Genomic DNA, 24,468 nt, shown 5'->3' on the forward strand with positions numbered 1-24,468 from the left:
TATTCTCACTGCTATTAAAAATCAAAATTAATGCATCTTAAATTGTAAGAATAAGTCATTATATTTACTCAAATTTTTCTGTGACAAAGCATCATACACTTCAAGATGTGAAATTGTTTTGTTCGTTGGATACATTACTTTATCGTCTTGCATACTCTTGGGTAACATTTTCTTTGCTGCCTTATTTGGAGTAGCATACGCTACATATTCCGCATTTTGAGCAGCATTTTTAGGCTCTAACATAAAGTTCAGAAACGCATATGCACCTTTTATATTTTTGGCCGTTCTAGGAATGACCATATTGTCAAACCAGATATTTGAACCTTCTTCTGGAATTATGTAATGCAAATGCTTGTTGTTATCCATCATTTCCATTGCTTCACCTGAGTATGATACTGCAAGCGGTGCCTCATCTTGTGCCATATAGACTTTTATTTCATCAGCCAAAATTGCTTTGACATTAGGTGATAACTTTTTGAGCTTTTCATAAGCTGCTTGCAAGTCTTTGACATTGGTATCATTAACCGACTTTCCCTGACTATTTAAAGTCAGCCCCATGACCTCGCGTGCTCCATCAATCAGCATAATACTATTCTTGAATCTAGGATTCCATAGGTCATCCCAATGCTTAACTTCACTAGCTTTTACATATTTATCGTTATATATAATCCCTAGCGTTCCCCAAAAATATGGTAAAGAGTATTTATTGCCTGGATCAAAGGGAAGATTCAAAAATTTGGAATCAATATTGCCTAATCCCTTTAACTTACTGTGATCAATTGGTAATAATAAGTGATTATCAATCATCTTTTTTATTGTGTAGTCACTGGGAATTGCAATATCGTAAGCAGTTCCCCCTTGCTTAATCTTCGTATACATTGCCTCATTAGAATCAAAAGTCTCATACGAAACCTTATATCCAGTTTGTTTTTCGAATTTCGTAATCAATTTGGGATCAATATAGTCTCCCCAGTTAAAAATATTAACAGTTTTATCACTTTCCCCACTGCTGCTGTCCTTTTCAAGCTCAAATGAAATTATGAAAAGTGTAAGGCAGATCAAAATAATTCCGAAAAACATAATATTTATTTTTTTCATCTACTCTACCCCACTATCTAATCAAGTTTTGTTGAGCTTTACGATCTTTACGTTTACCCTTGGGACTATCTTTGCTGATGAAATAATACCCCATGACTAAAACCAATGAGAACAAGAACATTAATGCACTTAAGGCATTAATTTCTAAGCTAATGCCCTGACGCGCTCTTGAGTATATTTCAACTGACAATGTTTCAAAGCCATTTCCAGTCACAAAAAATGTTACTGCGAAATCATCTAGTGAATAAGTAAACGCCATGAAATAGCCTGCAATCATCCCAGGAGTTATAATCGGCAGAATTACACCTTTTAGTATCTGCCAATGATTTGCACCGAGATCTTGTGCCACATTAATAAATGAGGAGTTCATCTCCTGTAGTTTAGGCAGTACCATCAAGACAACAATTGGAATACTGAACGCAATATGCGAAAGCAAGACAGATATAAATCCTAGTTTAATCCCCAAAACAGTAAAGAATATTAAAAAGCTTGAACCAATAATTACATCAGGGGAGACTAAAAGAATATTATTCAATCCTAAAATCAAGGTACGTACTTGCGGATTCCTGACCGAATATATTCCAAGTGCTCCACTTGTACCGATAATCGTGGCAAGTAATGAAGACAGAAAAGCTAAAAAGAAGGTCTGTACCGTAATTAAAATCAATCTTTGATCCGACCAAATTTCCTGATAATGTGCCCATGTAAAATGAGCAAAATGATTCATCCCACCACTACTATTGAAGGAGTAAAAAATCAAGTAAAAAATTGGCAAATACAAAATCAAAAAAGCAACTATCAAATATAAATTACGCCAATAATGTCTCTTTTTAGTATTCATTACCTGCCCCTCCTTTTCTTTTCACCCGTGAGAAACATAATTAATATCATCGCGGCAATCAAAATAACCCCAATCGTTGACCCCATTCCCCAGTCTTGTGTGACAAGAAAATTCTCTTCAATTGCAGTTCCAAGTGTAATCACTTTGTTTCCTCCAATTAAGCGTGTCAACATAAATAACGAGAGAGATGGGATAAAGACAACCTGAACTCCACTTTTTATTCCATTCAAGGTCAGTGGAAATGTCACATTCCAAAAAGTCTGAAATTTGTTAGCTCCCAAATCACGACTAACATTGACTAGTGATTCATCCAATTCATCAATTGCGTTAAAAATTGGCAAAATCATGAATGGTAATTCAATATAGGCTGCAACTAGCATAAAGCTGGTATTAGTAAAGAGTAATTGGTGTGAGCCCAAGCCTAGCCACTCTAAGGAATTATTAACCGGTCCAGCTTGGCTAAAAATTCCAATGAATGCATATGCCTTCAGCAAAATATTTATCCATGTTGGCAAGATTATTAACATCAACCAGAGCTGTTTATATTTTGTCCTTGTTAAAAAATAGGCTGTTGGATAGCTAATCAACAGTGTAATTAATGTAATTAAGCCTGCATAAAAAACTGAATTAAAGGTCATACGCAAATAAGCACCTATTTTGAAGAAATTCTCATAGTTGGTAATTGTAAAATTTCCATTAATGCCGATAAATGATTGATATAAAATCAGTGCAACAGGAGCTAGGACAAATAAGAGCAGCCACAGGACATACGAACTGAAATAAAGCCCTTTTGCTTTCATTTTATTTCCCCCTCAACTTTTTGATTTTGAATACTTAGCCACAAAATCATCCTAACTCCCTTGATAATTTTCTAAGCGCTGATAGAACTCAGCTTCGGTTTCATTAAATCGCATAATGTGGATTGCCTCAGGCTCGAAGTCTAAACCAACATTTGCACCTACTTTTACCTTTTTTGTAGATCTAATCTTCCATTCATTTCCATCTATATCGGTACAAACAATCTCGTAATGGACTCCACGGAATAACTGTGAAATAACTGTCCCCACAACTTTCCCCTTTTGTGCTGTAGTTACTTCAATATCTTCTGGGCGTAAAACAACTTCGATGGGTTCATTCTTTTCCATACCACCATCGACACATTCAAAAGTTTTTCCTGCAAATTTAACTTGTTCATCAGCTATCATTGTTCCCTCAACAATATTACTTTCTCCAATGAAATCAGCAACAAATCGATTCAGTGGTTCGTCATATATTGCCGTTGGTGTTCCACGTTGAATTATCTTGCCGTGATTCATTACAAAAATTTCATCACTCATCGCAAGTGCTTCTTCTTGATCATGTGTAACAAAAATAAAAGTTATTCCTAGTCTTTTTTGCAGCTCGCGTAATTCATACTGCATTTCCTTTCGTAACTTCATATCCAATGCTGAGAGCGGCTCATCCAATAACAATACCTCTGGTTCATTTACCAAAGCTCTAGCAATTGCTACCCGCTGCTTTTGTCCACCAGACATTTCACTAATTTCACGATTTCCAAAGTCAGGTAAACGCACCATTTTAAGAGCCTCGTTTACCTTTTCCTTAATTTCCTTTTTACTTTTCTTCTTAATCTTCAATCCGAATGCAATATTATCGAATACATTCAAGTGTGGGAAGAGGGCGTAATCTTGAAAAACAGTGTTAATCTTTCGCTTATTAGCTGGAATATGATTTATCTTCTGTTCATTCATCAAAATATCGCCAGAACTCTCTTCAATGAATCCTGCAATTAGGGACAGTGTGGTTGTTTTTCCACAACCAGACGGACCCAACAGAGTATAAAACTTGCCTTTCTCTAGTTTAAAGCTGATATTTTCCAAAATTACTGTATCTTTGTACTTCTTGGTCACATTACGAAATGTAATAATTGACTCAACCATTTTGATACCCTCCCCAAATAAATTAACTCGTGCCTCGCCTCATTTTTTTGGGTTCTTTTGCTAATTAGAATTTTTAAGGTTCTTTTTCAATTTTGCATCAGTCTCAACAAATCTAATCCGCGAGGAGTTTGTCAAATAGTTTTTTATGAACATTCAAAAGGGAAAGCCCTCTTCATTAGCTGTTACTACAGCCGGATGGGAGACTTTCCCACGAATCAGTTTAACAGAATCAAAAGTAATAGACCACATTATTTTTAATTTTCGTGCAATAATGAAAAAATATATATGTGCATACCAGCAATCACTAATTTTTGCACACTAATTACATTGTCCGTCATTAACAAACGAATTTTTTTATACTACCTTCCATATAACAGTCAACGAAGGGGCTGTGCCAAAAAATCATTACGGCACAACCCCTAGCTATTGTTATTCTAGTGCTACTCGACTGCCTCAATCTTCATTACTTTACCCAATTCTTCAACTGTCGGTCGCTTCTTTAAGATACTTTTCAAATGATCCAGACTTACACCGGAACTCCATGAGAGAACCCCTGCCAAGACATCCTTGTCAAAATAATAGATAATATACTTCTCATCTCCAAGTTTCTCTGCGTACATCTTTAAGCTTGAATCCACCTTACCGAATGCTTCCCAATTGATATCAAAAACCCAACTATAAAAAACTGGTGTGTAATCATAACTTCCACTCTCGCCAGCCATTTGTTTTCCGACGAACAATCCTGAATTAATAGCATGTCTCACATGACCAGCACTTTGGCGGCCTAAAATCTGATCAGGATAAGAAATGATATCTCCAGCCGCCCAAATATCAGGGGCTGATGTTTTAAGATGTTCATCAACGACAACCCCATGCTCATCTACTTTAAGTCCTGCTTCACTTGCTAAACTATAATCTGTAAATGCTCCGATACCTAAGACAAGCCCAGCAGCTTCTAATTCAGTTCCATCATCAAGCTGGACCTTGACTCCATTTTTGGTGAGCTCATAATCAGATGCTTTACTGTTATGATAGATTTTCATTCCGGCTTCAAGATATTTTTGTTCATATTTTTCACTTAAAAATGCAGGAAATTTCTTATCAAAAATTCTGTCTCCCGTAATTACTAACGAAACTTCAGTATCACTTTGAATCAATCCAGCAGCAATCTCACTTCCAACATAACCATTTCCTACAACAATTACATGATTGCCCTTACCGCTAAATTTGCGAATTTTAAGATAATCCTGTTTTGATCTTAATGCAACTACTCGATCACTCTTTTCACCATTAAGCGCTTTCGCTTCACTCCCAGTTGCGAGGAGTAACTTATCATACACATATTTCTCACCCTTGTCGGTCTCTACGGCATGATTTTCAGGCTCAATTTTTGTCACTCGTGTCGCTAAACTTATCTGTGCATTATATTTTTGTGCTGTATGAAAATCAATATCCTCGTCATGAAAATCTGGATCTACCCAAAGCTTTTTACTCAATGCCGGCCTAGCATAGGGCTCATCCGTATCCGCAGAGATGATCCCAATCGTTCCTTCTTTATCTATCGAACGAATTCCAGCCACTGCTTGATCCGCAGCCATTCCGCCACCAACAATTAAATAATTATATTTTTTAGTTTCTTTCGCCATTCAAGTTGCCTCCTCTTATTGATAAAACAAGACTATTTTTACTAAACACTAAATAGCTCTCTGATTGTATTATAAAGTATCTCTTAAGCAACTTAAAAAAATTTGCTTATTTTTTATTTAAATTTGGTAGAAATGTTACAATTAATTGATTATTCAATTAAGAAAAGGAGCGATTCAGAGTGTATACTATTGGACTAACTTCCTGGAGTGAACATAAATCATTGATCAAAAATATCAATCATCCGCTGACTCTGCAAGAATATAGTGCATTTTTTCCAACAGTTGAACTTGATACTTTCTTCTATGGAATACCACGTGTTACAAGCGTTGCTGCCTGGCTTACTCAGGTTCCAAGTAACTTTAAATTCGTCATCAAAGCTAACCATTCATTTACACTTCACCCCGGAGAAGAATTAACCACAGATGAAATCTCGGAGAAGATTAGTGAATTTAAAAGGGCAATTAGTCCACTAGTTGATAACAATGCGCTTAAAACTATTTTATGCCAGTTCCCACCATACTTTGATGCAACAACAAAAAACGTAACTTATTTAAGATACCTGATAAAAGAACTTGCCAACTTGCCCCTCTCCTTTGAATTCAGAAATCGCAGCTGGTTTAACGTACACACATTCAACTCGCTCATTAACTTTTGCACTCAAAATGATGTAACTTTGGTTGCTGTAGATGAACCAGATGTTGGACAATTGTCTATACCTTTCAAGCCTGTGATAACTAATAAGAAACTGCTGCTGGTTCGACTTCATGGCAGGAATAAAGCAGGCTGGCAGCATAAAGGACCTGACTGGCGTAAATACAGAACCTTTTATGATTACACTGACAGTGAGCTAAGTCATTTAAAAGATGCCCTTTTACTTCAGCAAAATTCAGTCCAAGAAATCTGCATTATCTTCAATAATAATTCTGGCGGTCATGCAGCGAAAAATGCGTTATCACTAAAAAGTATGATGAATATCAAATTCGATAATTTGAATAAGAAGCCACCAGAACAATTGGACTTCTTTTGATTTTTGTTAAAAAAATATTTAAAGAACAGTGATAAATAAGTTACCATAAAAATTAACACTAAGTTAAATATTCAAAAAAGAAAGTGTAGAATGTACTGACAAAATTTTAGTATCAATATGAAATTATGAGTATACCGAATATTTTGACTTTGCTATGAGTAATTCAAAGTTAAACGAAGAATTTTGGCCCATAAAACATGCTTATGAGGGACAAATAAAAAAGCCAAGTCAACATTTAAGTTTGCCCTAGCTTCCTTAATTCCATATGATTGTGTTCTATATTTTCTTCTAAATAATAATTCCATCGCAATGATCCATCTCATGTTGGATGATTTGTGCAATCAACCCTGAAAAAGACTGACTTTGTTGCACAAATTTCCTGTCTAAATACTCAACTGTAATATTTTCATATCGAGTTGTTGGTCGCTCTCCCATCAGAGACAAACATCCTTCTTTTGTTTGGTACGGCTTACTTTTTTTAGTGATTCGTGGATTAATCATTGGAACTGCAAATGGTCCCATCTGACAAATGATTATCCGCTTATATTCACCAATCATATTTGCTGCCATACCAACACATTCATCTTCATGAGCTTTTAAGGTATCTACCAAATCAATAATTATCTGCTTATCAGAAAGACTTGCCTCATCAGATTTAACACGCAGCTTACTAACATCCCTATTAATCGTGCGAATCATCTGATGGCTCCATCCGCATAGATTGGATGTGCATCCGTCAATGCCTTCACCTTTTTTGCAACCTCGTGCAGTACATCTGAGTCTTCCGGTGTTCCTAATACTTTTACGATCAGCTTTGCAACTTCTATTGCATCACCCTCATCAAAGCCACGACTGGTAATTGCAGCAGTTCCTACACGGATTCCACTGGTCTTGAATGGACTCAATGTTTCAAATGGAATTGAATTTTTGTTAACCGTAATGTTGACTGAATCTAACAATTTTTCAGCCTGTTTACCATTTAGCCCAAAACCTAGTACATCGACTAAAATCAAATGATTATCAGTCCCACCAGAAACTAAGCGTGCCTTATCATCATTCTCAAATACGTCTGCCATTGCTGCCGTATTTGCAATAACCTGCTTGCAATATTCCTTAAAACTAGGATCAAGCGCTTCTTTGAATGCTGCCGCCTTGCCTGCAATCACATGCTCTAACGGACCACCCTGCGTTCCAGGAAAAATTGCACTATTGATTTTCTTAGCCAATTCTTCATCATTTGTCAGAATCATCCCACCGCGAGGTCCACGCAATGTCTTATGTGTTGTGGTAGTTGTTATGTCAGCATATGGCACTGGACTAGGATGCAGACCAGCCGCAACAAGTCCAGCAATATGTGCCATATCAACCATGAGTTTTGCTCCAACTTCATCTGCAATTTTTCTAAACTTTGAGAAATCGATTATTCTCGAATAAGCACTTGCTCCTGCAACAATCAGCTTTGGTTTATGTTTCTTGGCTAATTCTAGAATTTCATCATAATCAAGCATTTCAGTATTCTTATCCACACCATATCCAACAAAATTATATGTTTTACCGCTAAAATTAACGGGAGAACCATGAGTCAAATGTCCTCCTGCAGCTAAGTCCATTCCTAAAACAGTATCTCCAGGTTGAATCATAGCCAAATATGCTGCTGCATTTGCCTGTGAACCTGAGTGCGGCTGTACATTGGCAAATTTTGCTCCAAATAATTTCTTAGCACGTTCAATTGCTAAACTCTCGACAACATCTATGTACTCGCATCCACCGTAATATCGCTTTCCTGGATATCCTTCCGCATACTTATTAGTTAGTACACTTCCTTGGGCGGCAAGCACAGCCTTTGACACAATATTCTCAGAAGCAATCAACTCCAAATTTCCTTGTTGTCGTTTTTCTTCAGCATCAATTGCCTGCCATAATTCTGAATCAAATTCTTTGTAATCCATCAGCCAATCATCTCCATTCTTGTCTGTTATTGTACCATAGCAAAAAGATTTTGAACGAGGTGAGATATAAGTTGCTAAAAATTTGCTTTAGACCGAAGAATCAGGTTTAAAGCACACATTTTATACTCAACTCTTCTATATAATATTGCCTTCATACAAATAATATATCTCGGGATTCTTATGTGGCTTCCCGTCTTTATCTTTCCAGAAGAAGTTCTTTTGGTTAACTCGATGTAATCCCTTATGATCATAAAATCTAAAGTTGGACGAATTATCGGTAAACAAATAAAAATTTTTCACATTCAAGTTTTGTAGATAATCATAAAAATGTTTGTATAATTTACCCCCGATGCCTAGCCCTTGGTATCCTTCTTTAACAATCAATAAGTTCAGAGCTCCACCATATTTCTTCCCACTTAATGCCAGCAGTTCTTCATCAATATTCATAGTTTCCATATATTGTGCAAAAATATAATTCTTATCTTCGAATCCTGCTAACTGTAACAATGCTTTTAACTGTCGCCTCTGCCAAACATATTGCAATCTTGACCATTGCTCATGACTTGTAGCAACTATTCCTGCGACCTTATTATCAATTACTGCCACAAAAACATCATCCGATGCGACTAATAAATCACATAAGAAAAACTCTGCCATTGGCTTGACCAAGGGTTTTTCAATCCATTCACGATAATCCCATGTCTCTATGACCATTTCTAAAACTTCTTGATAGTCTGTATCTGCCATTTTTCTATAAACAATTTTTTCTCTCATCTTCAAACTCCCTAAGTATTTAAGCTAATTCCTGTATTCTATCGTACCGTAAAACTCACGAAAGACAAAATACTTGCCGCTTTATTTATAATATTTTCCCCTTACTACCTATTTTCATAATGTCCTAACACTCTTTATGCTATACTGAGGGTAGAATATAAAATAATAAAAATAATTGGTGGAATTAATAATGACGCATCGCGTTTTCGCTCTATCACTTGCACCACCTTTTTGGATTAACAATCCTATAATATAAAAAATACAGAGGGGTCATACAAATGATAGAAGCAATTGGATTAAAGGTAGGAATGATTTTTGAAAAGAATGGTAAACTCATAAAAGTACTTGAAACTAATCATCACAAACCTGGTAAAGGCAACACAGTTATGCAGATGAAGCTGAACGATATTCGTTCGGGCTCTATTGTTCAAACTACTATGCGTCCTACAGAAAAAGTTAAATTAGCAGTAATTGATAAGAAGAATGCTCAATTCTTATACAAGCAAGATAGTATTGTTTTCTTTATGGATTTAGATACCTATGAACAATATGAACTACCTGCTCAACTAATTGAGGCGGAAAGTAAATACTTAATCCCTGATTTACAAGTCCAATTAAACTTTTGCGGCAATGAATTGATTGGAATTGATTTGCCGACAACTGTTGAAATGACAGTTGTTGAAACAGAACCAAACATTAAAGGAGCCACAGCTGCTAATGGCGGAAAACCTGCAACAATGGATACAGGACTTATCGTCACCGTTCCAGATTTCATAAAAAATGGTGAAAAGTTAATTATTAGTACTGTAAATGGAACATATAAGCAAAGAGCTTAAGGTTTTTACCAATAACATCCCACTCTTACCTGCTTTAATAGGTTACAGTATCAGCACAAAAAAGGACTAGATCAAAAGTTAAATTTTGATCTAGTCCTTTTTTTCAGATAACCGTGTTCCATAAGTCAAATTTATCCTTTTACCCCAACTTACTCACAGCAAAAAATCTTATGCTGCAAACTCTTGTTAGTTTTCAAATTTGATCTTCGTACATTATACAATCATTTCTTTTTTGATAATCCCCCATAAAAATCTGGTCATTTAATGATTTTCAGATTATTAGGCTGCACCGCTTTAATCACTTTGTGCTCCCTCAAGTACTTGGCAATTAGCTTTGGCATATCATCTTCGTACACACGTATACTTTTATCCATACTAAACATTGGATACTCACCACCGCCAACAGCTCGATACTGGCTGATAGCAACATCGATTTTATCAGTGTCTTCAAGTACCCGATTATGATACAGAATTCTAGCGACCCGCTGTCCCAAAGGCTTGGTTAAATCAAAAGTGTAATCTATTCCAGAATAATAATCATAATTATATAATTGGGGCTTAACTACATTATGTCCATTTGTCATACTTATTGAACCATCTGTCTGGAGTTCAAAAAAGCTGGCACACCGCTCAAGTGCCGCCTTCAAGTCAGCACCGCTAATTCGTTCAACTACCAAAGTGTTTGGATAAACATAGCTGTTCAAGATATCACGTACGGTAATTTGAGCATCGTAACCGCTAACCTCATCATTAAATAGTGCAGAACCTGCAACATCTGTTCCTGTAGCATCCATCTGAATGCGATTAATCAAATCCAAGTACGCATGTCCATACAGTCTTGCATCCACATGATCATGAATATGCATATCACCCTCAACAGTCGCCACTGGCACATCTAGCCAATCCTCAACATCGTGTTGCCAATCAATTAGAAGGGATTCTAGCGCTTTATTTACTGGTTGCTCAGTTGTATTAATAAGCTCGGCACTCGAGCTTATAATTTTTTTATCATTGTCCAACTCTATTACAATCTGTCCTACATTTTCGGCGCGATATCCGGGCTGAGTCGTTGGAACTCCATTAACAAGTTGAGCTATTTTTCTGTGTTGATGACCTGTCACTAGTGCATCGATTCCTGGTACTTCAAAAAGCAGTGCGTATCCTTCATTTTCACCTGTCAGCCTTTCAGTCGGTTTGCCGCTTTCCAAATCTTTTTCAAAACCACCATGATATGCAACCACGACTACGTCTGCTTGTTTTTTTAGAATTGGGACATATTTCTTTGCTGTTTCGAGAGCAGAACAAAAAGTTAGTTTCTCAATATTTTCTGCTTTTTCCCAATGCGGAACGTACTGAGTAGTCAAGCCCAAAACTGCAACCTTTATTCCTGCTTTTTCAATTATTCGATATGGTTGATCGATAATGGACTGTGCTTTTGCTCCAACGATATTTGCACCCAGAATCGGATACTCTTTATTTTCCCAAGTTTTCTTAATATACACTAGACCATAATTAAATTCATGATTTCCCAAAACACCAACATCTGCACCCAAGAAATTCATCATTTGACAATACTTTTGATTGTATTTTTTTGTTTCCCTTGTTTGATAAGTATACTCAGACATGGGAGAACCTTCTATAAAATCTCCATTTTCAATATATATAACAACTTCATCATTAGCCGTTTTTTCTTTAATTTTCTTAATAACCTGTGCTGCTTTCAGATAGCCAAATGGATGATAGTCTGTCCTATTGCTAAAATCAGTTGGGTAAATGTAACCGTGTACATCACTTGTTGAGAGAATCTTAACTTTCATATGTCTAAACCGTCTTTCTCCTCAGTCTTTCTAGGAGTAAATCAACTAGGATAGTTTATTTTCAGCAAAACAATTTAAGCAGTTCCATTATATATGATCCATTTTATAAAAACATTTTTTAATTAATTCATTCAATAAAATAACATGAAAATTTCTTTGGTAATTTAATTCAACAGGTATCTCACTTTTAGATTTTTGTATCTGAAATAATAGTCTCATGATCCATAATCTTGCTTAACCGTTCGCGATTCTCAGCAATCAGCAGCAGAAAGATTGTCTCTACAGCTGTCATTGCAGCGACCCGCGAAAAATAATACTCCGATTGCAAGATTCTTTGTCTAACTGCGGTACGCAAATGAATATCTGCCTCCAATGCGATTGGTGAGTCATTGCGATTGGTAATTGCAATGACTTTCATACCTTGTTTTTTAGCCACTTCTATTTGCTTTAGCAAAGACTTGGACTCACCTGAATTTGAGATAACCATCAATACATCCTTATTAGTCAAATTAAGGGTTTGACCTATAGAAGTCTGCCACGATTCTGAACAAATCGATAAAATCCCAATCTGATTAAACCGATAAGCTGCATCTGCAACAACAGGAAAAGTATTACCCTCTGCCGCAATCTGTAAGATATTTGCATTCTGAATTAATCTCATGATTTTTTTAATAGTTGGAGTGGATACACTATTCAGTGTATTAGTAATCTCGGCATTCTTATTATCCCTAATGTTAGCGATTGCCTGTTGAATATTATCAATATTGATAACTTTGTAGTAACTAGACTCATCATCGGAGACCTTTGCTAATTCAATCTTCAATTGATGAAACCCAGATAGCTGCAAATTTTTGCAAAAGCGTGAAACGGAGGCTTCGCTGACAGCCGCTTTAGCTGCAAGCTCCGAAATTGTATAATTCACTGCATTTCCAGGGTTCTTCAAAATAACCTGTGCAATTTTTTTGTCGGTCTGGGTCATAGCACTCAAGTTACTATATATTGTATCAACTACATTTTCGCTACTCATTAATCTCAGTCCTCCAAATAACTATATAAAATAGAATTAATTATATAGTATCATTTATTCTTTGAAAAGCGCTATTTTTTTTGGCCTCCAAATACCATAAATTGTCCCGGCTACAGCCGCTTCTTTTACCGCCCCATTTCTAGCATGAGCCATTGCAATTCCCTCACCAATTCCTGTTGTTGCTTCCTCCTCACGTTTAAAAATATCTTGTTCAAAAAGTTTTCGATCACTAATTATGCCTTTTACAAAAAATGAATTAACCATTTCATGTAATGCATCTTCCTTGGTTTTTGCTTTTAGATCCATAATCATGATATCTTTTTTTAATATATTTACTATATCCATTTTGAAATCCTCTTTCTTATTTTTTTATTTAGTGAAAATAATTACAACCAAAATGTAAACGATTTTTATAAAAAAGTCAACATTCAATTTAAAGTGTTGACAAATAAATTTTCACGTAATACTATGTTGCTGTAAATTAATTTCATAAATATATTTTTTATAAAAAAAATAAATGAGGTGATTAAGTTGATACCAGTAATTAAACAGGCACTCACACAGATCAAACAAAATATGAATATAAGTTTAGGGGGTGGAAGCAATGTTGCCAATCTTGCTAATGCTCTTGCAGTAAAACCTGATTTGAATCTAACTATTTGTACTCCGTCTGAACTCACCAGAAAACATTGTGAATCGCTCGGAATGACAGTTACAGATACTCATGAAATCAAACATCTCGATCTTGCCTTTGATGGATGTGATTCGCTCGACACAAATCTTAATGCTTTAAAGAGCAATGGCGGTATTCACTTATTTGAGAAAATCAATGCTGAATTGGCCGATAAATATATTATTTTGGCACCATTGCAAAGAGTAACAAAATTACTCAACCCCGAGGTACCGCTCACACTTGAAATAGTCGATGCTGCAAAAATAACGGTATTGCAGCAAATTGAAAAATTAAATCTGAAAGGCAGTATTAGGAGTGCAAATGATATTGCAGGTTATGTAAGGACACCCTTGGGCAATCTCTTGGTAGACTGTTATTCAAGTGACTGGAGTAACATCTCTGAGATTAACTCCGTGATTTCACAACAAAATGGGGTTATTGCAACTTCTTTTTTTGAAAATCTAGTAACACTTGGTTTAACTTTTGATGAAAATGGAAAAGTTCATGAATTTAGAAAGGAAGATTAATATGACAAAATATAATTGGGGCATGATTGGTACTGGCTGGATTGCACATGAAATGGCTGACGCGTTGAATGATGTTAACGGTGAGGTTTATGCTGTTGCTGATGTTAACAAAGAAATGTTGGAAAAATTTGCGTCAGAAAAGAATATTAAGAAAACATATACTGATGCAAATGAAATGATCAACAATACTGATATCGATGTAATCTATATTGCTACTCCACACACATACCATTACCAATATATCAAGGCGGCTCTAGAAGCTGGCAAACACGTATTCTGCGAAAAGGCAATTACTGTTAACGCTAAACAGTTCGATGAAGTCGAGGCTCTCGCAAAAGAAAAGAACCTGATTTTAACCGAAGGACTCACCTTATATCACATGCCTGTTTTCGCTCAAGTAAAAGAACTTATCGCTGCTGGTAAGTTAGGCGATATCAAATTGGTACAAGTGAACTTTGGAAGTTTGAAGGACTATGACCCTAAAAATCGTTTCTTCAATAAAGACCTCGCAGGTGGAGCGTTATTAGATATCGGAGGTTATGCAACTGCATTTGCAAGGACTTTCTTAACCAGTCAACCAAATACAACCTTAACAACAGTTAAATTCTTTGAAACCGGTGTCGATGAACAATCTGGTATCATCTTGAAAAATGATCAAGAACAATTAGCCGTGATGGCATTATCAATGCGCGCAAAGCAACCAAAACGTGGTGTTGTTTCCGGGACAAAGGGATATGTTGAAATCAATAACTACCCTCGTGCTACAGGTGCTGAAGTCACATATACTGCAGACGCTCATGAACAAGCCACTGAGGTTTTGACGGCCGGTGATGATAACCAAGCATTGCGCTATGAAGTCCGCGATATGCAACGGTATATTGATAATGGTCATGATGATGGCCAACTCGCAATTTCACGAGATGTTGCTCATATTCTGGATAGCGTCCGCAATGCTTGGGGAATGAAATATCCATTTGATTAGAAGAAGTTGTAAAATGTAAAAGCTCAAATACCAATAAGAGTCTCTTATAATAAGGCCTTTATTAAGGGGTTTATTTTGACAATAAAATGTTGCTGTGTTAAATTATTCCCAGAAATTGGGGGTAATTAGTGTGAAGAAAAAAGTTGTCATTGTCGGTGCTTCTCATGGTGGTCATCAGTCTATTCTTGAACTGCTCAGTCGCTATAAGGACGTCGATATTACATTATTCGAAGCGGGAGATTTTATTTCATTTATGTCCTGTGGTATGGAATTATACTTGGAAAATAGTGTAACTAATGTTAATGATGTACGTAATTTCAGGTCTGAAAGTTTCCCACAAGAAAATGTCCATATTTTAAATAATCATGAAGTAACTAAGATAAATAGCGATAAAAAAACTGTTTCGGTTACTGATTTAAAAAGTGGCAAGAGTTCTGAAGAATCTTACGATAAGTTGATTCTCAGTTCTGGTGTAACTCCCAAGTCCTTACCAATACCTGGTAAAGAACTAGAAAATGTTTTCTTGATGCGTGGCTATGATTGGGCAACAAAAATAAAGGCTAAATTAGAAGACCCTAGTGTTAAGAATATTACAGTTGTTGGTGCCGGCTACATTGGTGTTGAGGCCGCTGAAGCTGCTACCAAAGCTGGAAAACACGTAAATCTTTTGGATGTTATTGACCGCCCTTTAGGAACATATCTTGATTCTGAATTAACAGATATTATCAGCAAACATTTAGCAGAAAATGGTGTTGAAGTTCATACTGGGGTTAAAATATCAGAATACAGTGGGCAAAATAATAAGGTTCAAGCTGTTAAAAGTGATCAAGGAGATTTCCCAAGTGATGTAGTTATCCAAGCTGCTGGGATCCAACCTAACACTGATTGGTTAAAAGGAACAGTCGATCTTGATGATCGCGGTTGGATTAAAAATGACGAATATCTCAGAACTAACCTTCCTGACGTATATGCAATTGGTGATGCAACATTAGCATATTCAGTCGCTGCAAGTAAAAAAATTCCGGTAGCATTGGCTACTGTTGCTCGTCGTGAGGCTCGTTATTTGGTAAAACACATTTTTGAAAAAACTCCATCCGTTCCTTTTCCAGGAATAGTTGGTTCATCTGCTTTGAGTGTCTTTGATTATCACTTCGCGCAAAGCGGGTTAAATAGTTTTACTGCAGGGCGTGCAGGTGTTGAAATAGCTGGTTCTTTCTATGAAGATACCCTACGTCCAAGTTATGTACCTGAGGATAAGGGAAATACCAAAGTTTACGTAAAACTTTTCTTCAATCCAGAAAGTCATCTTCTCCTTGGTGGTGCGGTATTATCAACATATGACATAACTGCTCAAGGAAACGTTCTAGCGCTTGCCATTCAACATCAGTTAAAATTAGAAGATCTGGCTGAAGCCGATTTCTTCTTCCAACCTGGTTTTGATCGCCAATGGAGTTTGCTTAACTTGGCTGCTCAACATGCATTAAATGAAGTAGAATTCACAAGAAAATAATTAATATTTAGTTTGTATAAAAAATGAGTGCGACATGAGTCGTATAATTTGGATACTAATTCGAGATTGACTGAAAAATCTTGAATTATGGAACACATTTATATGGAAAAATAGAGGAGCTGGTTCAAAATATAACTTTTGAACCAGCTCCTTTCTTATACGAATTTGAAGTTAATAATGAGCATGAGTTTTGTTGTTAGCGTTAGCCGCTGAAATCAGATAAATGTTAAGCTTCACGAATAAGTTTTAAATTTTCACGATTATCAGTAACAAATTGCAGATAATGTGCAAAGCATTCTTCCAAAAAGGCGATCGTTTTGGCATTTGTCAACTGAGCTTGTTTATCAAATTGATCCTTAGCATTACTTAATAAGAATTCATAACCTGGCATGACAAAAGCATTAACACCGGGAGAATTTAAAATCTGCCGGAGATTATCTTGCGCACGCGCCGTTCCTTGAAGGCCTAGGGAAGCACCAACAATCATTATTGGCTGAGTTGTAAACGGATGTGTAGCTGCCGACAGCCATTCTATCGTACTTTTAAGTGCTGCCGGAATCGCATGGTCATATTCAGGTGTAGCAATGATGATCCCATCAGCGGCAGCTAACTGATCACTCAAAGTATAAACACTCTCAGGAATATCGGCTAATCCTTCTTCGCTGAACAACGGAATATCAGCTATTTCAGCCAATGTAATAGTAGCATCGTTAATAAAATGTTGTTGCATATACGTTAAGAGCATACGATTATATGAGATTTGAGCGTTCGTTCCCACTAATCCTACTAGGTTAAGTGACATCTAAATTTCCTCCGGTTTCTGATTAAGTTTGTGATTCCGTTTATCAACTATAGTATAAACGGCCATAATAATAGTCAAAATGGCGAATCCCCAGCTGCACAACATCAAGACAAAGTAAGGCTGATCGTTCCCAAATAAGTTTGCAACACCGTTAACTAAAGTTGGTGATAAAAAGGCACCTAAGTTAATACCCACTAAAATAATCGAGGTCGATAAGTTTCCAGAATTAGCTGGAGCTATTTGAGCTGCTCGGTAAAAGGCCTGTGGGAAAACCCAGCCAAAGAAAATTCCACAAATGATAACACCAAGTGTCACTACCAAGACACTAGTTGCCGTAGCGACAATCATAAAACCAATTGAAATACCTAATAGAGCAATGGGTAAAATAAAGTTACCAAGAAATTTACTAATTTTCCCGAATGGCATGCTAGCAAACATCGAAGCTGCTCCCATTCCGGCCAAAATACTTGAAGCAATTGCAGGAGTGGTAATGTGTTGTGCAGTCACAAAACTAGCTAGTTTAATCGTCATCATCATGAACATTCCAAAAATTATAAGCATTAAAAACGCAAGCATAAAGACATGAACATTAGTTGACTGTTTTGGTGCCTTTTTATTTTCACCAGCTCTATGTTCAATCGGAATCTTAACAAAAAGACCAAACATCAATAAAGGAATCATTGCAATTAAGTAACCTGCAAATGCTGTTTTCCAGCCAGCAAGAACCAAAACACCCAGTAATAAACCAAAACCGGCATTTCCTAAATTCTGTGAGGTATTTTGATAGCCTAGCATATCTGCTAGTTCTTGCTTTTTATAGAAACGATACATTAAACTAACAGCAAATGGGTTAAAAAGTCCAATACCAAGGCCCATGATGAAGCGAGCAATTATAATGATCGTGTAATTAGTAATAAAAACAGGAGTTAATCCTCCAACTAAGTACATTATCAAACCACCCATGATCGTGCGCTTAATTCCAAATTTATGGGCAATTAGAGTTGAAAACATAATCATGAGTAACACACCCAAATTAGGTAAGGTTGAGATCATTTCAACTTGCGCGGTAGTTTGCTCCGTAAATGTTTTTTCCATTAACGGAATGGCAATTGCAACTGACGGTGCAGTCATTGATAAAATCGAAAGAGATAGGATCGATAACTTGAATAACCAACTGTGTGATTTAATATTTTCCATAAGATTAAGCCCTCCTAGCCTATTTTTTTACCAATTTATCATTTTTAGTTTTTATATATTCACTAGCGCTTGTCCCAGCAATTCGTCCAGATGTCCAAGTAAAACCAGAAGCTAAACCTTCATAAGCAGGATAACAGTGGCCCTGATAATAACCACCAGCATTAGCTCCACCCGTATAGAGACCAGGAATAGGTTTGAATTTGTCATCTAAAACGTTTAAATTAGTATCAACACGAACTCCACCTACAGTACCTAGGTAAGCGACTTGAGCGGTAAAAGCATAAAAGGGACCTTGTTCCACTGCATAGACAAGTGACTGCCCAGACTTTGCGAAATCAGTATCGACACGATTATGAACATTATGATTATACGCAGTAACTGCCCGTACCAAGGTATCTGCATCCATGCCAGCAGCTGCTGCTAATTCAGCCAAAGTATTTCCCTTAAAAGCAGTTCTAGCAGCAACAGACTCGTTGGCGAGCTGAGTAAAATCACCAGGCTCAGTATTGGCACCTGGACCAGCTTTGGAGACTTCGAGTTGACCACCATTTTTCGTGAAATCATCAAGAGTTGCTTGGTCAACTACAAAATAATACTTACCACCAACAGAGTACCCAGCATTAGCCCATTCAACAGTATCATAAACCACATCTTCATTAGTAAATCGTTCACCTTTTGGACTTACCCAGAATAATGGTGTCAATAATAATTGAGTTAAAGCAGAGTTAGAGAAACCAGCCAAATGTTCCTTTGAACTTTTCTGAGTAACTTTGGACTTAGCAAGTTGAGCAGCATGAATTAAGGCTGTACCATCAATGTTGATCCCACCGGCAGCAACAAGCGCCTTGAGCCCTTCGCCATTATTAGGTACTCCTAATTGGCGCAGGTTGCGCGTATGCATAATTTTAGCGACTAGATCGCTATCACCACCAAAGCCCCCTGTTGCAACAACAGCAGCTTGTGCCTCAACCTCGATGACGTCACCATTAGCATCGGTTGCTGTGATGCCAATCACTCGTCCAGTGCTATCTTGTTCAATAGATTGCAGTGTGACGTTAAATTCAAATTTGACGCCTTCATCAATCAGCGTTTGTTGAATACGCTCATAACTACCAGTCTTATCTTGATACATATGATAAACACCACCTTGATAATCACGATCACGGTGCGCAAATTGTGTTGTATCAGCGGTAGCATTTAATTTGATATGCATTCCCATCTTTTCGATCCAAGCCAAGGTATCAGCTGCAGTGTTAACAATTTTATGAACTAATGGTCCATTAGAAATGTTATGGTTGTAATTGGTCAACTGCCGAATAGCTTCAGCTTTGGACATAACCATTCCACGTTCACGTTGTTCCTTGGAGTCAACGGCGAAGAAACCACTCGAAATTTTAGTGTTTCCACCGATTTGAGATTGTTTTTCTAAAACTAAGACTTGTAAACCATGTTCAGCCGCAGCATGCGCAGCTGCTAATCCAGTTCCGCCAGCACCTGCGACGACAACATCTGTTTTAATTGATCTGGTCATAATTAATCACTCCTACATTAAGTTATGATTATATTTTATAGTGAAGTATTGCACAATATCAGTAGAAAATATATCTTAATCTTATGGTGAATATATCTTTTATGAAAAAGAGGGGATTTAAAATGGCCACAATCTATACAACTAAAAGCGCTTTAAAGATTGATGGGATAGTATCTGAGCAACTAGAACTACCCTCAATTACAAGCAGTGCAACTAATTGTTTTAAAGTTCACATGCAAATGGTTGAATGTCTAGCAACTTGCGCAGTAACACTAGGTACGACCGAGATTCCCTTACGTCCATTTGATTTGATCTTGATTCAACAAGTAGATCAGTTAATATTTAAAGCCACCGATCAACCTGTTGAAATTAGAATCTTTGATGAATGGCTACAAATACCTAATCCATTAAACATGATGTTGGTAGGCGATAATCCACTGATTCATGATTTAATGAACGCTGTTGATTCACAACAAAATCAGTATATAGTTTTTCGGCATTTGGAAACTAAAATTGTTCATGAGTACTTGAATATAATTGCTACTATAGAAAATTATTCACCGGATAAATTTCTGACATTCCAGCGAGAAAACTTACTGGGCTTGTTATATACTGAACTATCACGCAAACACCATCAAAAAGTTTCGAAGACAGATTCCTTTTTCCCCCAAGGCCCTATTCGTCATGCTGGACCAGATGCACAAGCAGGAGCGATTTTCACGTATTTGACTCAACACATCAATGATGTAACTCTTGTAAGTGCCGCAACTCATTTTGGTTATCAGCAAAACTATTTTTCACGCTTATGTCGAAAACTGTTTAAACAATCTTTCTCAAATTTGAAGACAACACTACGCATGGAAATGGCATCTCGTATGTTGTCACTATCAAATAAAAATATTGATGAAATCAGTAACGAGTTAGGCTACAAAAATTTAACTAGTTTTTATAGCCATTTTCGCAACGAGCGTGGTCGGACTCCTCGCCAATTTCGCGAAGATTATCAGCAGCGCATTCATCACCCATAATAAATGCCATATAATAATTTATCTGGTTGATAATTAAGTTTTCTCTAACTCATACTCTTTAAAGAAACTATACGGTTTCGTTGCAAGTTAGTTGTGAAAGTTTTTTACTCCACCTAAACATGCGGAATTTATTTAGCTTGAATGACAAAAAAAGATCTACTTAATCTCCTTTGTAGGAAATTAATTAGATCCTGTCTGCATTGCTGATTATATGTTCATAATTTAATTTATTGATGTGTTGTAAACTCTTTCAAAAGGCGTTCATACTGCACCTTTTGAAAAGTTAATTCTACTTGGATCTTCTTAAGTAAGGTACCATCATGCTAATCAACCCAATTGTTTGACTCGGAAATGCCAGAATTGCTTTGTTCAAATCATTTTGAGTCAGTTTTAAACCAATTATCATTGCTAAGACATTAATTAGCTCTGGTGCTTCGTCACCGTAAACACTCGCCCCAACTAAATAAGAATCCTGATTAAATATCAAGGTAGCTTCTGCATCAGATTCATTTTTAGTTTGAAAACGTAGCCGTTTACCATAGGGTATCTCCTTAATGAGATACTTATCTTTTTTGTTTTCTATATCCATCTCGCTCAATCCGACTTGTGCAATTCTCGGAAGAGTGAAAACGACACTTGCAATAGCAGGATAGCTAATTGATTCAGTATTCTCACCTGATAAGAGACCTGCCAAGTAATTAGATTCAAAAGTTGCTGTTGGAGTTAATCTGGGAATCTGCTTATCAACGACATCCCCACTAGCAAAAATATGTGGTACAGATGTTCGTAAGTGATCATCAACAACTATTCCAGCCTTATTGTACTCTACTCCAGCAACTTCAAGGTTCAACCCACCTATATTTGGAACTCTGCCAGTTGCATCAAGCACATAGTCAGTCCTAATCTTCAGGCCAGATACTGTTGAGACTATTAGCTGGTTATCACTTTTTTGAATTTTTTGGACGGCTTCATTAAAATAAATTTTTATCCCAAGTTCTTTCATTTGCTGTAACAGCTTGCCCACATATTTTTGGTTGAAGCCACGAAGAGCTCCAGGAGCAAATTCAATAATGGAAACTTCTGTGCCTGCGGCTTTAACAAGCATCGCAAACTCTAATGAAACAATTCCAGCCCCGATAAAAGTTATCCGATTTGGTAATTCTGGCAAGTCCAGGAATTCACGACTATCATTCAGCAATTCATTGCCCTCAACTGGTAACCGATTTGGGACTTGTCCGGTTCCAATTATAAAATTTGCTGCACTCAAAATTTTCTCGCCCACTTTAATAGAATTTTGATCAAGAAAAGAAGCTGTTCCATTAAAGATTTCGATCCCAACTTCTTTAAATTGCTGTGCTAGCATTAAATGGATTGGAATAATAGTTGCTTGTTTATATGCCATCAGTTCTGGCCAATCAACATGCAGATCACCTTTTAAGCCCATGCCTGCGTATGCCTGTGATTGATGAATCAGGTCAGCTGCTCCATCTAACAAAATCTTTGCGTTACAGCCATAGTTAGTGCATGTGCCAGCAATTAGATCTTTCTCAACTATTGCAACTTTCTTACCTTTTTTCTGTAAATCAACTGCTGCATGCCAGTTTGCATGTCCGCTACCAATAAAAATAATATCAAATTCTTCCATATTTTATCATCCTTTTATTTTTTGTTTGCTAATTCATCAATAAGTTCTAGTACTCGATTATTCAGAGTGTGTGCCTGACCCAGTATTTTTGTAAATTGCTGTTGATCATTTCCTATCAACTTTGCTTGAATTTTTGCAATCTCAATCTGAATCAGTTCAAACCTCTGTTCTGCATTGCTAGTAAGAAACAGTTCAAAACTTCGTCCATCAGAAACAGACTTCTCGCGTTTTATCCATTTCTTTGTCATTAGCTTCTTAACAACTGGTGTTAAGGTATTTGTATCCAAATCTAAATTGCGGCAAATCACAACTAAAGTACATTTACCCTGTTGTTTTATATTCAATAAAACCATATATTGCAGGTATGTTAACTCATACTCACCTAAAACTATTTGGTACAATTGGTGAAAATAACGATTCATTGTATAAATGGATAGGCACAATTCATCATAAAAAATATCTTTTTTATTCATGTTTCTCCCTTTCTTTTATATCGTATACGATACATATTACCATTAGAACTTTTAATAAGCAAATTTTTTTATCTTTTGACTCTTTAACACAAAAAAAACTGGATCAAAAATTATATTTTGACCCAGCCCTCTATTTATCCCCGTGTTTCATAATCCGAGCTAATACTATTCTTTTTTATCTTTTTCTTCAAAATACTGTTGTAATCTTCTTAATTCACTTACTTGTGACTCAATAGAACCCAGCATCTCCGTTTGAATCTTCTGAATTTGCAGCAAGTTAGGTTGATCTTGCTGAATCAAATGATCAATTTTTGAATGCAGGACTCTAATCTCTTCTTCTGACTTTTGATTAACCTGATAATCATTACGCGACTCCATCCGGTCATACTCAGATGAGCGATTTTGACTCATCATTATCAGTGGTGCTTGGATGGCAGCCACCATACTTAAAAACAGATTCAGCAAAATAAACGGATATGAATCGAAATGTACGCCAAACCAATGAAATACATTTAAGAGTATCCAGAAAATCATAATCCCAACAAAACTTAAAATAAATGCCCAGCTACCACCAAAATGTGCAACTCCATCAGCTATTTTTTGTCCAAAAGTCAAAGAATGTTCTAGTTGTTCACGTACATCTACCATTTGATAGGCATCATTTTCCATCACACGTGTTAATTTTCTAGTTAACTTGTCATTTTGTCGGTAATCTTTTGCAATCATCTGATCCATTTTTTTCACACGATATTGCACTAAATGCTCACTACAGATAAATTGGCTATCGGCCGCTTTAGGATAGTCTCTTCTTATCAGCGCTCTTAGAGAACCATCTAAGTCTTTTAGAAAAACTCCATCTACTAAGTCATATTCCTTTTGATCTACAAGACATTTTAGTCTTTGCTCCATATTTTTCTTCATTGATAATTTCTCCCCAATTGAATTATTTTAGGCGCTTATGCTGCGAGGGTTCGTAATCATCAGCACCATTAGCTTTTGTTTCATCATCGTTTACATTACACCTATGACTATCTGACATTTCCCTCACCACACTTTCTAAAATTCTCATAAATTCACACATATTTACCGTAGCGATTTCTTGCAAGAGTGTCAATCATTCAATTGGACAATAATTTTTAATATC

At 36.4% G+C, this 24,468-nt stretch carries 23 protein-coding genes; 6 read left to right on the forward strand and 17 right to left on the reverse strand.

Annotation, left to right across the window (positions count from 1 at the left end; translation table 11 throughout):
- Window positions 1-27: 27 nt before the first annotated feature.
- The 5 genes from IV36_RS06485 to IV36_RS06505 form a co-directional block, all read right to left on the reverse strand.
- Entirely contained in the window at window positions 28-1,098 is a 1,071-nt protein-coding gene (locus IV36_RS06485) for an ABC transporter substrate-binding protein (RefSeq protein WP_003691524.1), read from the reverse strand.
- A 13-nt stretch (window positions 1,099-1,111) separates the two neighbouring features.
- Entirely contained in the window at window positions 1,112-1,939 is an 828-nt protein-coding gene (locus tag IV36_RS06490) for an ABC transporter permease (protein WP_003691531.1), read from the reverse strand.
- Window positions 1,939-2,739, reverse strand: a complete 801-nt coding sequence (locus tag IV36_RS06495; RefSeq protein ID WP_056991395.1) for an ABC transporter permease — start codon at window positions 2,737-2,739, stop codon at window positions 1,939-1,941. The genes IV36_RS06490 and IV36_RS06495 overlap by 1 nt, the downstream gene beginning before the upstream one ends.
- A 51-nt stretch (window positions 2,740-2,790) precedes the next feature.
- Window positions 2,791-3,879, reverse strand: a complete 1,089-nt coding sequence (locus IV36_RS06500) for an ABC transporter ATP-binding protein (protein WP_056991396.1) — start codon at window positions 3,877-3,879, stop codon at window positions 2,791-2,793.
- A gap of 440 nt (window positions 3,880-4,319) precedes the next feature.
- On the reverse strand, window positions 4,320-5,525 hold the full coding sequence (locus tag IV36_RS06505) for an NAD(P)/FAD-dependent oxidoreductase (RefSeq protein ID WP_056991397.1): 1,206 nt from the start codon (window positions 5,523-5,525) through the stop codon (window positions 4,320-4,322).
- A gap of 179 nt (window positions 5,526-5,704) precedes the next feature.
- On the opposite strand from IV36_RS06505, the gene IV36_RS06510 reads away from it, so the two are divergent.
- Window positions 5,705-6,553, forward strand: a complete 849-nt coding sequence (locus IV36_RS06510; RefSeq protein WP_056991398.1) for a DUF72 domain-containing protein — start codon at window positions 5,705-5,707, stop codon at window positions 6,551-6,553.
- A gap of 288 nt (window positions 6,554-6,841) precedes the next feature.
- On the opposite strand, the gene IV36_RS06515 is transcribed toward IV36_RS06510, so the two are convergent.
- The 3 genes from IV36_RS06515 to IV36_RS06525 form a co-directional block, all read right to left on the reverse strand.
- Window positions 6,842-7,252, reverse strand: coding sequence for a peptide deformylase (locus IV36_RS06515; protein ID WP_056991399.1), 411 nt, complete (start codon window positions 7,250-7,252; stop codon window positions 6,842-6,844).
- Window positions 7,249-8,502 carry a serine hydroxymethyltransferase gene (glyA, locus tag IV36_RS06520; RefSeq protein WP_056991400.1) on the reverse strand — a complete coding sequence of 418 codons (1,254 nt, stop codon included), beginning with the start codon at window positions 8,500-8,502 and terminating at the stop codon, window positions 7,249-7,251. The genes IV36_RS06515 and glyA overlap by 4 nt, the downstream gene beginning before the upstream one ends.
- A 135-nt stretch (window positions 8,503-8,637) precedes the next feature.
- Window positions 8,638-9,276: a GNAT family N-acetyltransferase gene (locus IV36_RS06525; RefSeq protein ID WP_056991401.1), complete on the reverse strand. Its 639-nt coding sequence runs from the start codon at window positions 9,274-9,276 to the stop codon at window positions 8,638-8,640.
- Window positions 9,277-9,554: 278 nt separating this feature from the next.
- Between IV36_RS06525 and efp the strand changes: the two genes are divergently transcribed.
- Window positions 9,555-10,112: an elongation factor P gene (gene efp, locus IV36_RS06530; protein ID WP_056991402.1), complete on the forward strand. Its 558-nt coding sequence runs from the start codon at window positions 9,555-9,557 to the stop codon at window positions 10,110-10,112.
- Window positions 10,113-10,369: 257 nt separating this feature from the next.
- Here efp and IV36_RS06535 read toward each other — a convergent pair whose 3' ends face one another.
- From IV36_RS06535 to IV36_RS06545, 3 genes are all read right to left on the reverse strand, one after another.
- Window positions 10,370-11,929 carry a bifunctional metallophosphatase/5'-nucleotidase gene (locus IV36_RS06535; RefSeq protein WP_056991403.1) on the reverse strand — a complete coding sequence of 520 codons (1,560 nt, stop codon included), beginning with the start codon at window positions 11,927-11,929 and terminating at the stop codon, window positions 10,370-10,372.
- 187 nt (window positions 11,930-12,116) lie between these two features.
- Window positions 12,117-12,956: a MurR/RpiR family transcriptional regulator gene (locus IV36_RS06540; protein WP_056991404.1), complete on the reverse strand. Its 840-nt coding sequence runs from the start codon at window positions 12,954-12,956 to the stop codon at window positions 12,117-12,119.
- A 54-nt stretch (window positions 12,957-13,010) separates the two neighbouring features.
- Window positions 13,011-13,301 carry a PTS sugar transporter subunit IIA gene (locus IV36_RS06545; protein WP_056991405.1) on the reverse strand — a complete coding sequence of 97 codons (291 nt, stop codon included), beginning with the start codon at window positions 13,299-13,301 and terminating at the stop codon, window positions 13,011-13,013.
- Window positions 13,302-13,478: 177 nt separating this feature from the next.
- On the opposite strand from IV36_RS06545, the gene IV36_RS06550 reads away from it, so the two are divergent.
- The 3 genes from IV36_RS06550 to IV36_RS06560 all read left to right on the forward strand — a co-directional run bounded on the left by IV36_RS06550 (window position 13,479) and on the right by IV36_RS06560 (window position 16,648).
- Window positions 13,479-14,156, forward strand: a complete 678-nt coding sequence (locus IV36_RS06550) for a ribose-5-phosphate isomerase A (RefSeq protein ID WP_235810263.1) — start codon at window positions 13,479-13,481, stop codon at window positions 14,154-14,156.
- Window position 14,157: 1 nt separating this feature from the next.
- Window positions 14,158-15,138, forward strand: a complete 981-nt coding sequence (locus IV36_RS06555) for a Gfo/Idh/MocA family protein (protein ID WP_056991407.1) — start codon at window positions 14,158-14,160, stop codon at window positions 15,136-15,138.
- Between the two features lie 130 nt (window positions 15,139-15,268).
- Window positions 15,269-16,648, forward strand: coding sequence for an NAD(P)/FAD-dependent oxidoreductase (locus IV36_RS06560; RefSeq protein ID WP_056991408.1), 1,380 nt, complete (start codon window positions 15,269-15,271; stop codon window positions 16,646-16,648).
- Between the two features lie 226 nt (window positions 16,649-16,874).
- On the opposite strand, the gene IV36_RS06565 is transcribed toward IV36_RS06560, so the two are convergent.
- Genes IV36_RS06565 through IV36_RS06575 form a run of 3 tightly spaced genes read right to left on the reverse strand, consistent with a single transcriptional unit; the run spans window position 16,875 to window position 20,178 of the window.
- Window positions 16,875-17,450, reverse strand: a complete 576-nt coding sequence (locus tag IV36_RS06565; RefSeq protein ID WP_056991409.1) for an NADPH-dependent FMN reductase — start codon at window positions 17,448-17,450, stop codon at window positions 16,875-16,877.
- Entirely contained in the window at window positions 17,451-18,647 is a 1,197-nt protein-coding gene (locus IV36_RS06570; protein WP_056991410.1) for an MFS transporter, read from the reverse strand. It abuts the gene before it with no gap.
- Between the two features lie 19 nt (window positions 18,648-18,666).
- Window positions 18,667-20,178, reverse strand: a complete 1,512-nt coding sequence (locus IV36_RS06575) for an FAD-dependent oxidoreductase (RefSeq protein ID WP_056991411.1) — start codon at window positions 20,176-20,178, stop codon at window positions 18,667-18,669.
- Between the two features lie 122 nt (window positions 20,179-20,300).
- Between IV36_RS06575 and IV36_RS06580 the strand changes: the two genes are divergently transcribed.
- Window positions 20,301-21,206, forward strand: coding sequence for a helix-turn-helix transcriptional regulator (locus IV36_RS06580; RefSeq protein ID WP_056991412.1), 906 nt, complete (start codon window positions 20,301-20,303; stop codon window positions 21,204-21,206).
- Window positions 21,207-21,495: 289 nt separating this feature from the next.
- On the opposite strand, the gene IV36_RS06585 is transcribed toward IV36_RS06580, so the two are convergent.
- From IV36_RS06585 to IV36_RS06595, 3 genes are all read right to left on the reverse strand, one after another.
- Complete coding sequence (locus tag IV36_RS06585; RefSeq protein ID WP_056991413.1) at window positions 21,496-22,851, reverse strand: dihydrolipoyl dehydrogenase family protein; 1,356 nt, start codon at window positions 22,849-22,851, stop codon at window positions 21,496-21,498.
- Between the two features lie 14 nt (window positions 22,852-22,865).
- The gene (locus IV36_RS06590) at window positions 22,866-23,324 is read right to left on the reverse strand and encodes a MarR family winged helix-turn-helix transcriptional regulator (protein WP_056991414.1); all 459 of its coding nucleotides are present in this window, start codon (window positions 23,322-23,324) and stop codon (window positions 22,866-22,868) included.
- A 165-nt stretch (window positions 23,325-23,489) separates the two neighbouring features.
- A complete protein-coding gene (locus IV36_RS06595) occupies window positions 23,490-24,245 on the reverse strand; it encodes a DUF1003 domain-containing protein (RefSeq protein WP_056991415.1) in 756 nt (251 codons plus the stop codon).
- Between the last annotated feature and the right edge of the window lie 223 nt (window positions 24,246-24,468).

The organism is Liquorilactobacillus mali, from assembly GCF_001437155.1.
In the GTDB taxonomy this organism is placed as follows: domain Bacteria; phylum Bacillota; class Bacilli; order Lactobacillales; family Lactobacillaceae; genus Liquorilactobacillus; species Liquorilactobacillus mali_A.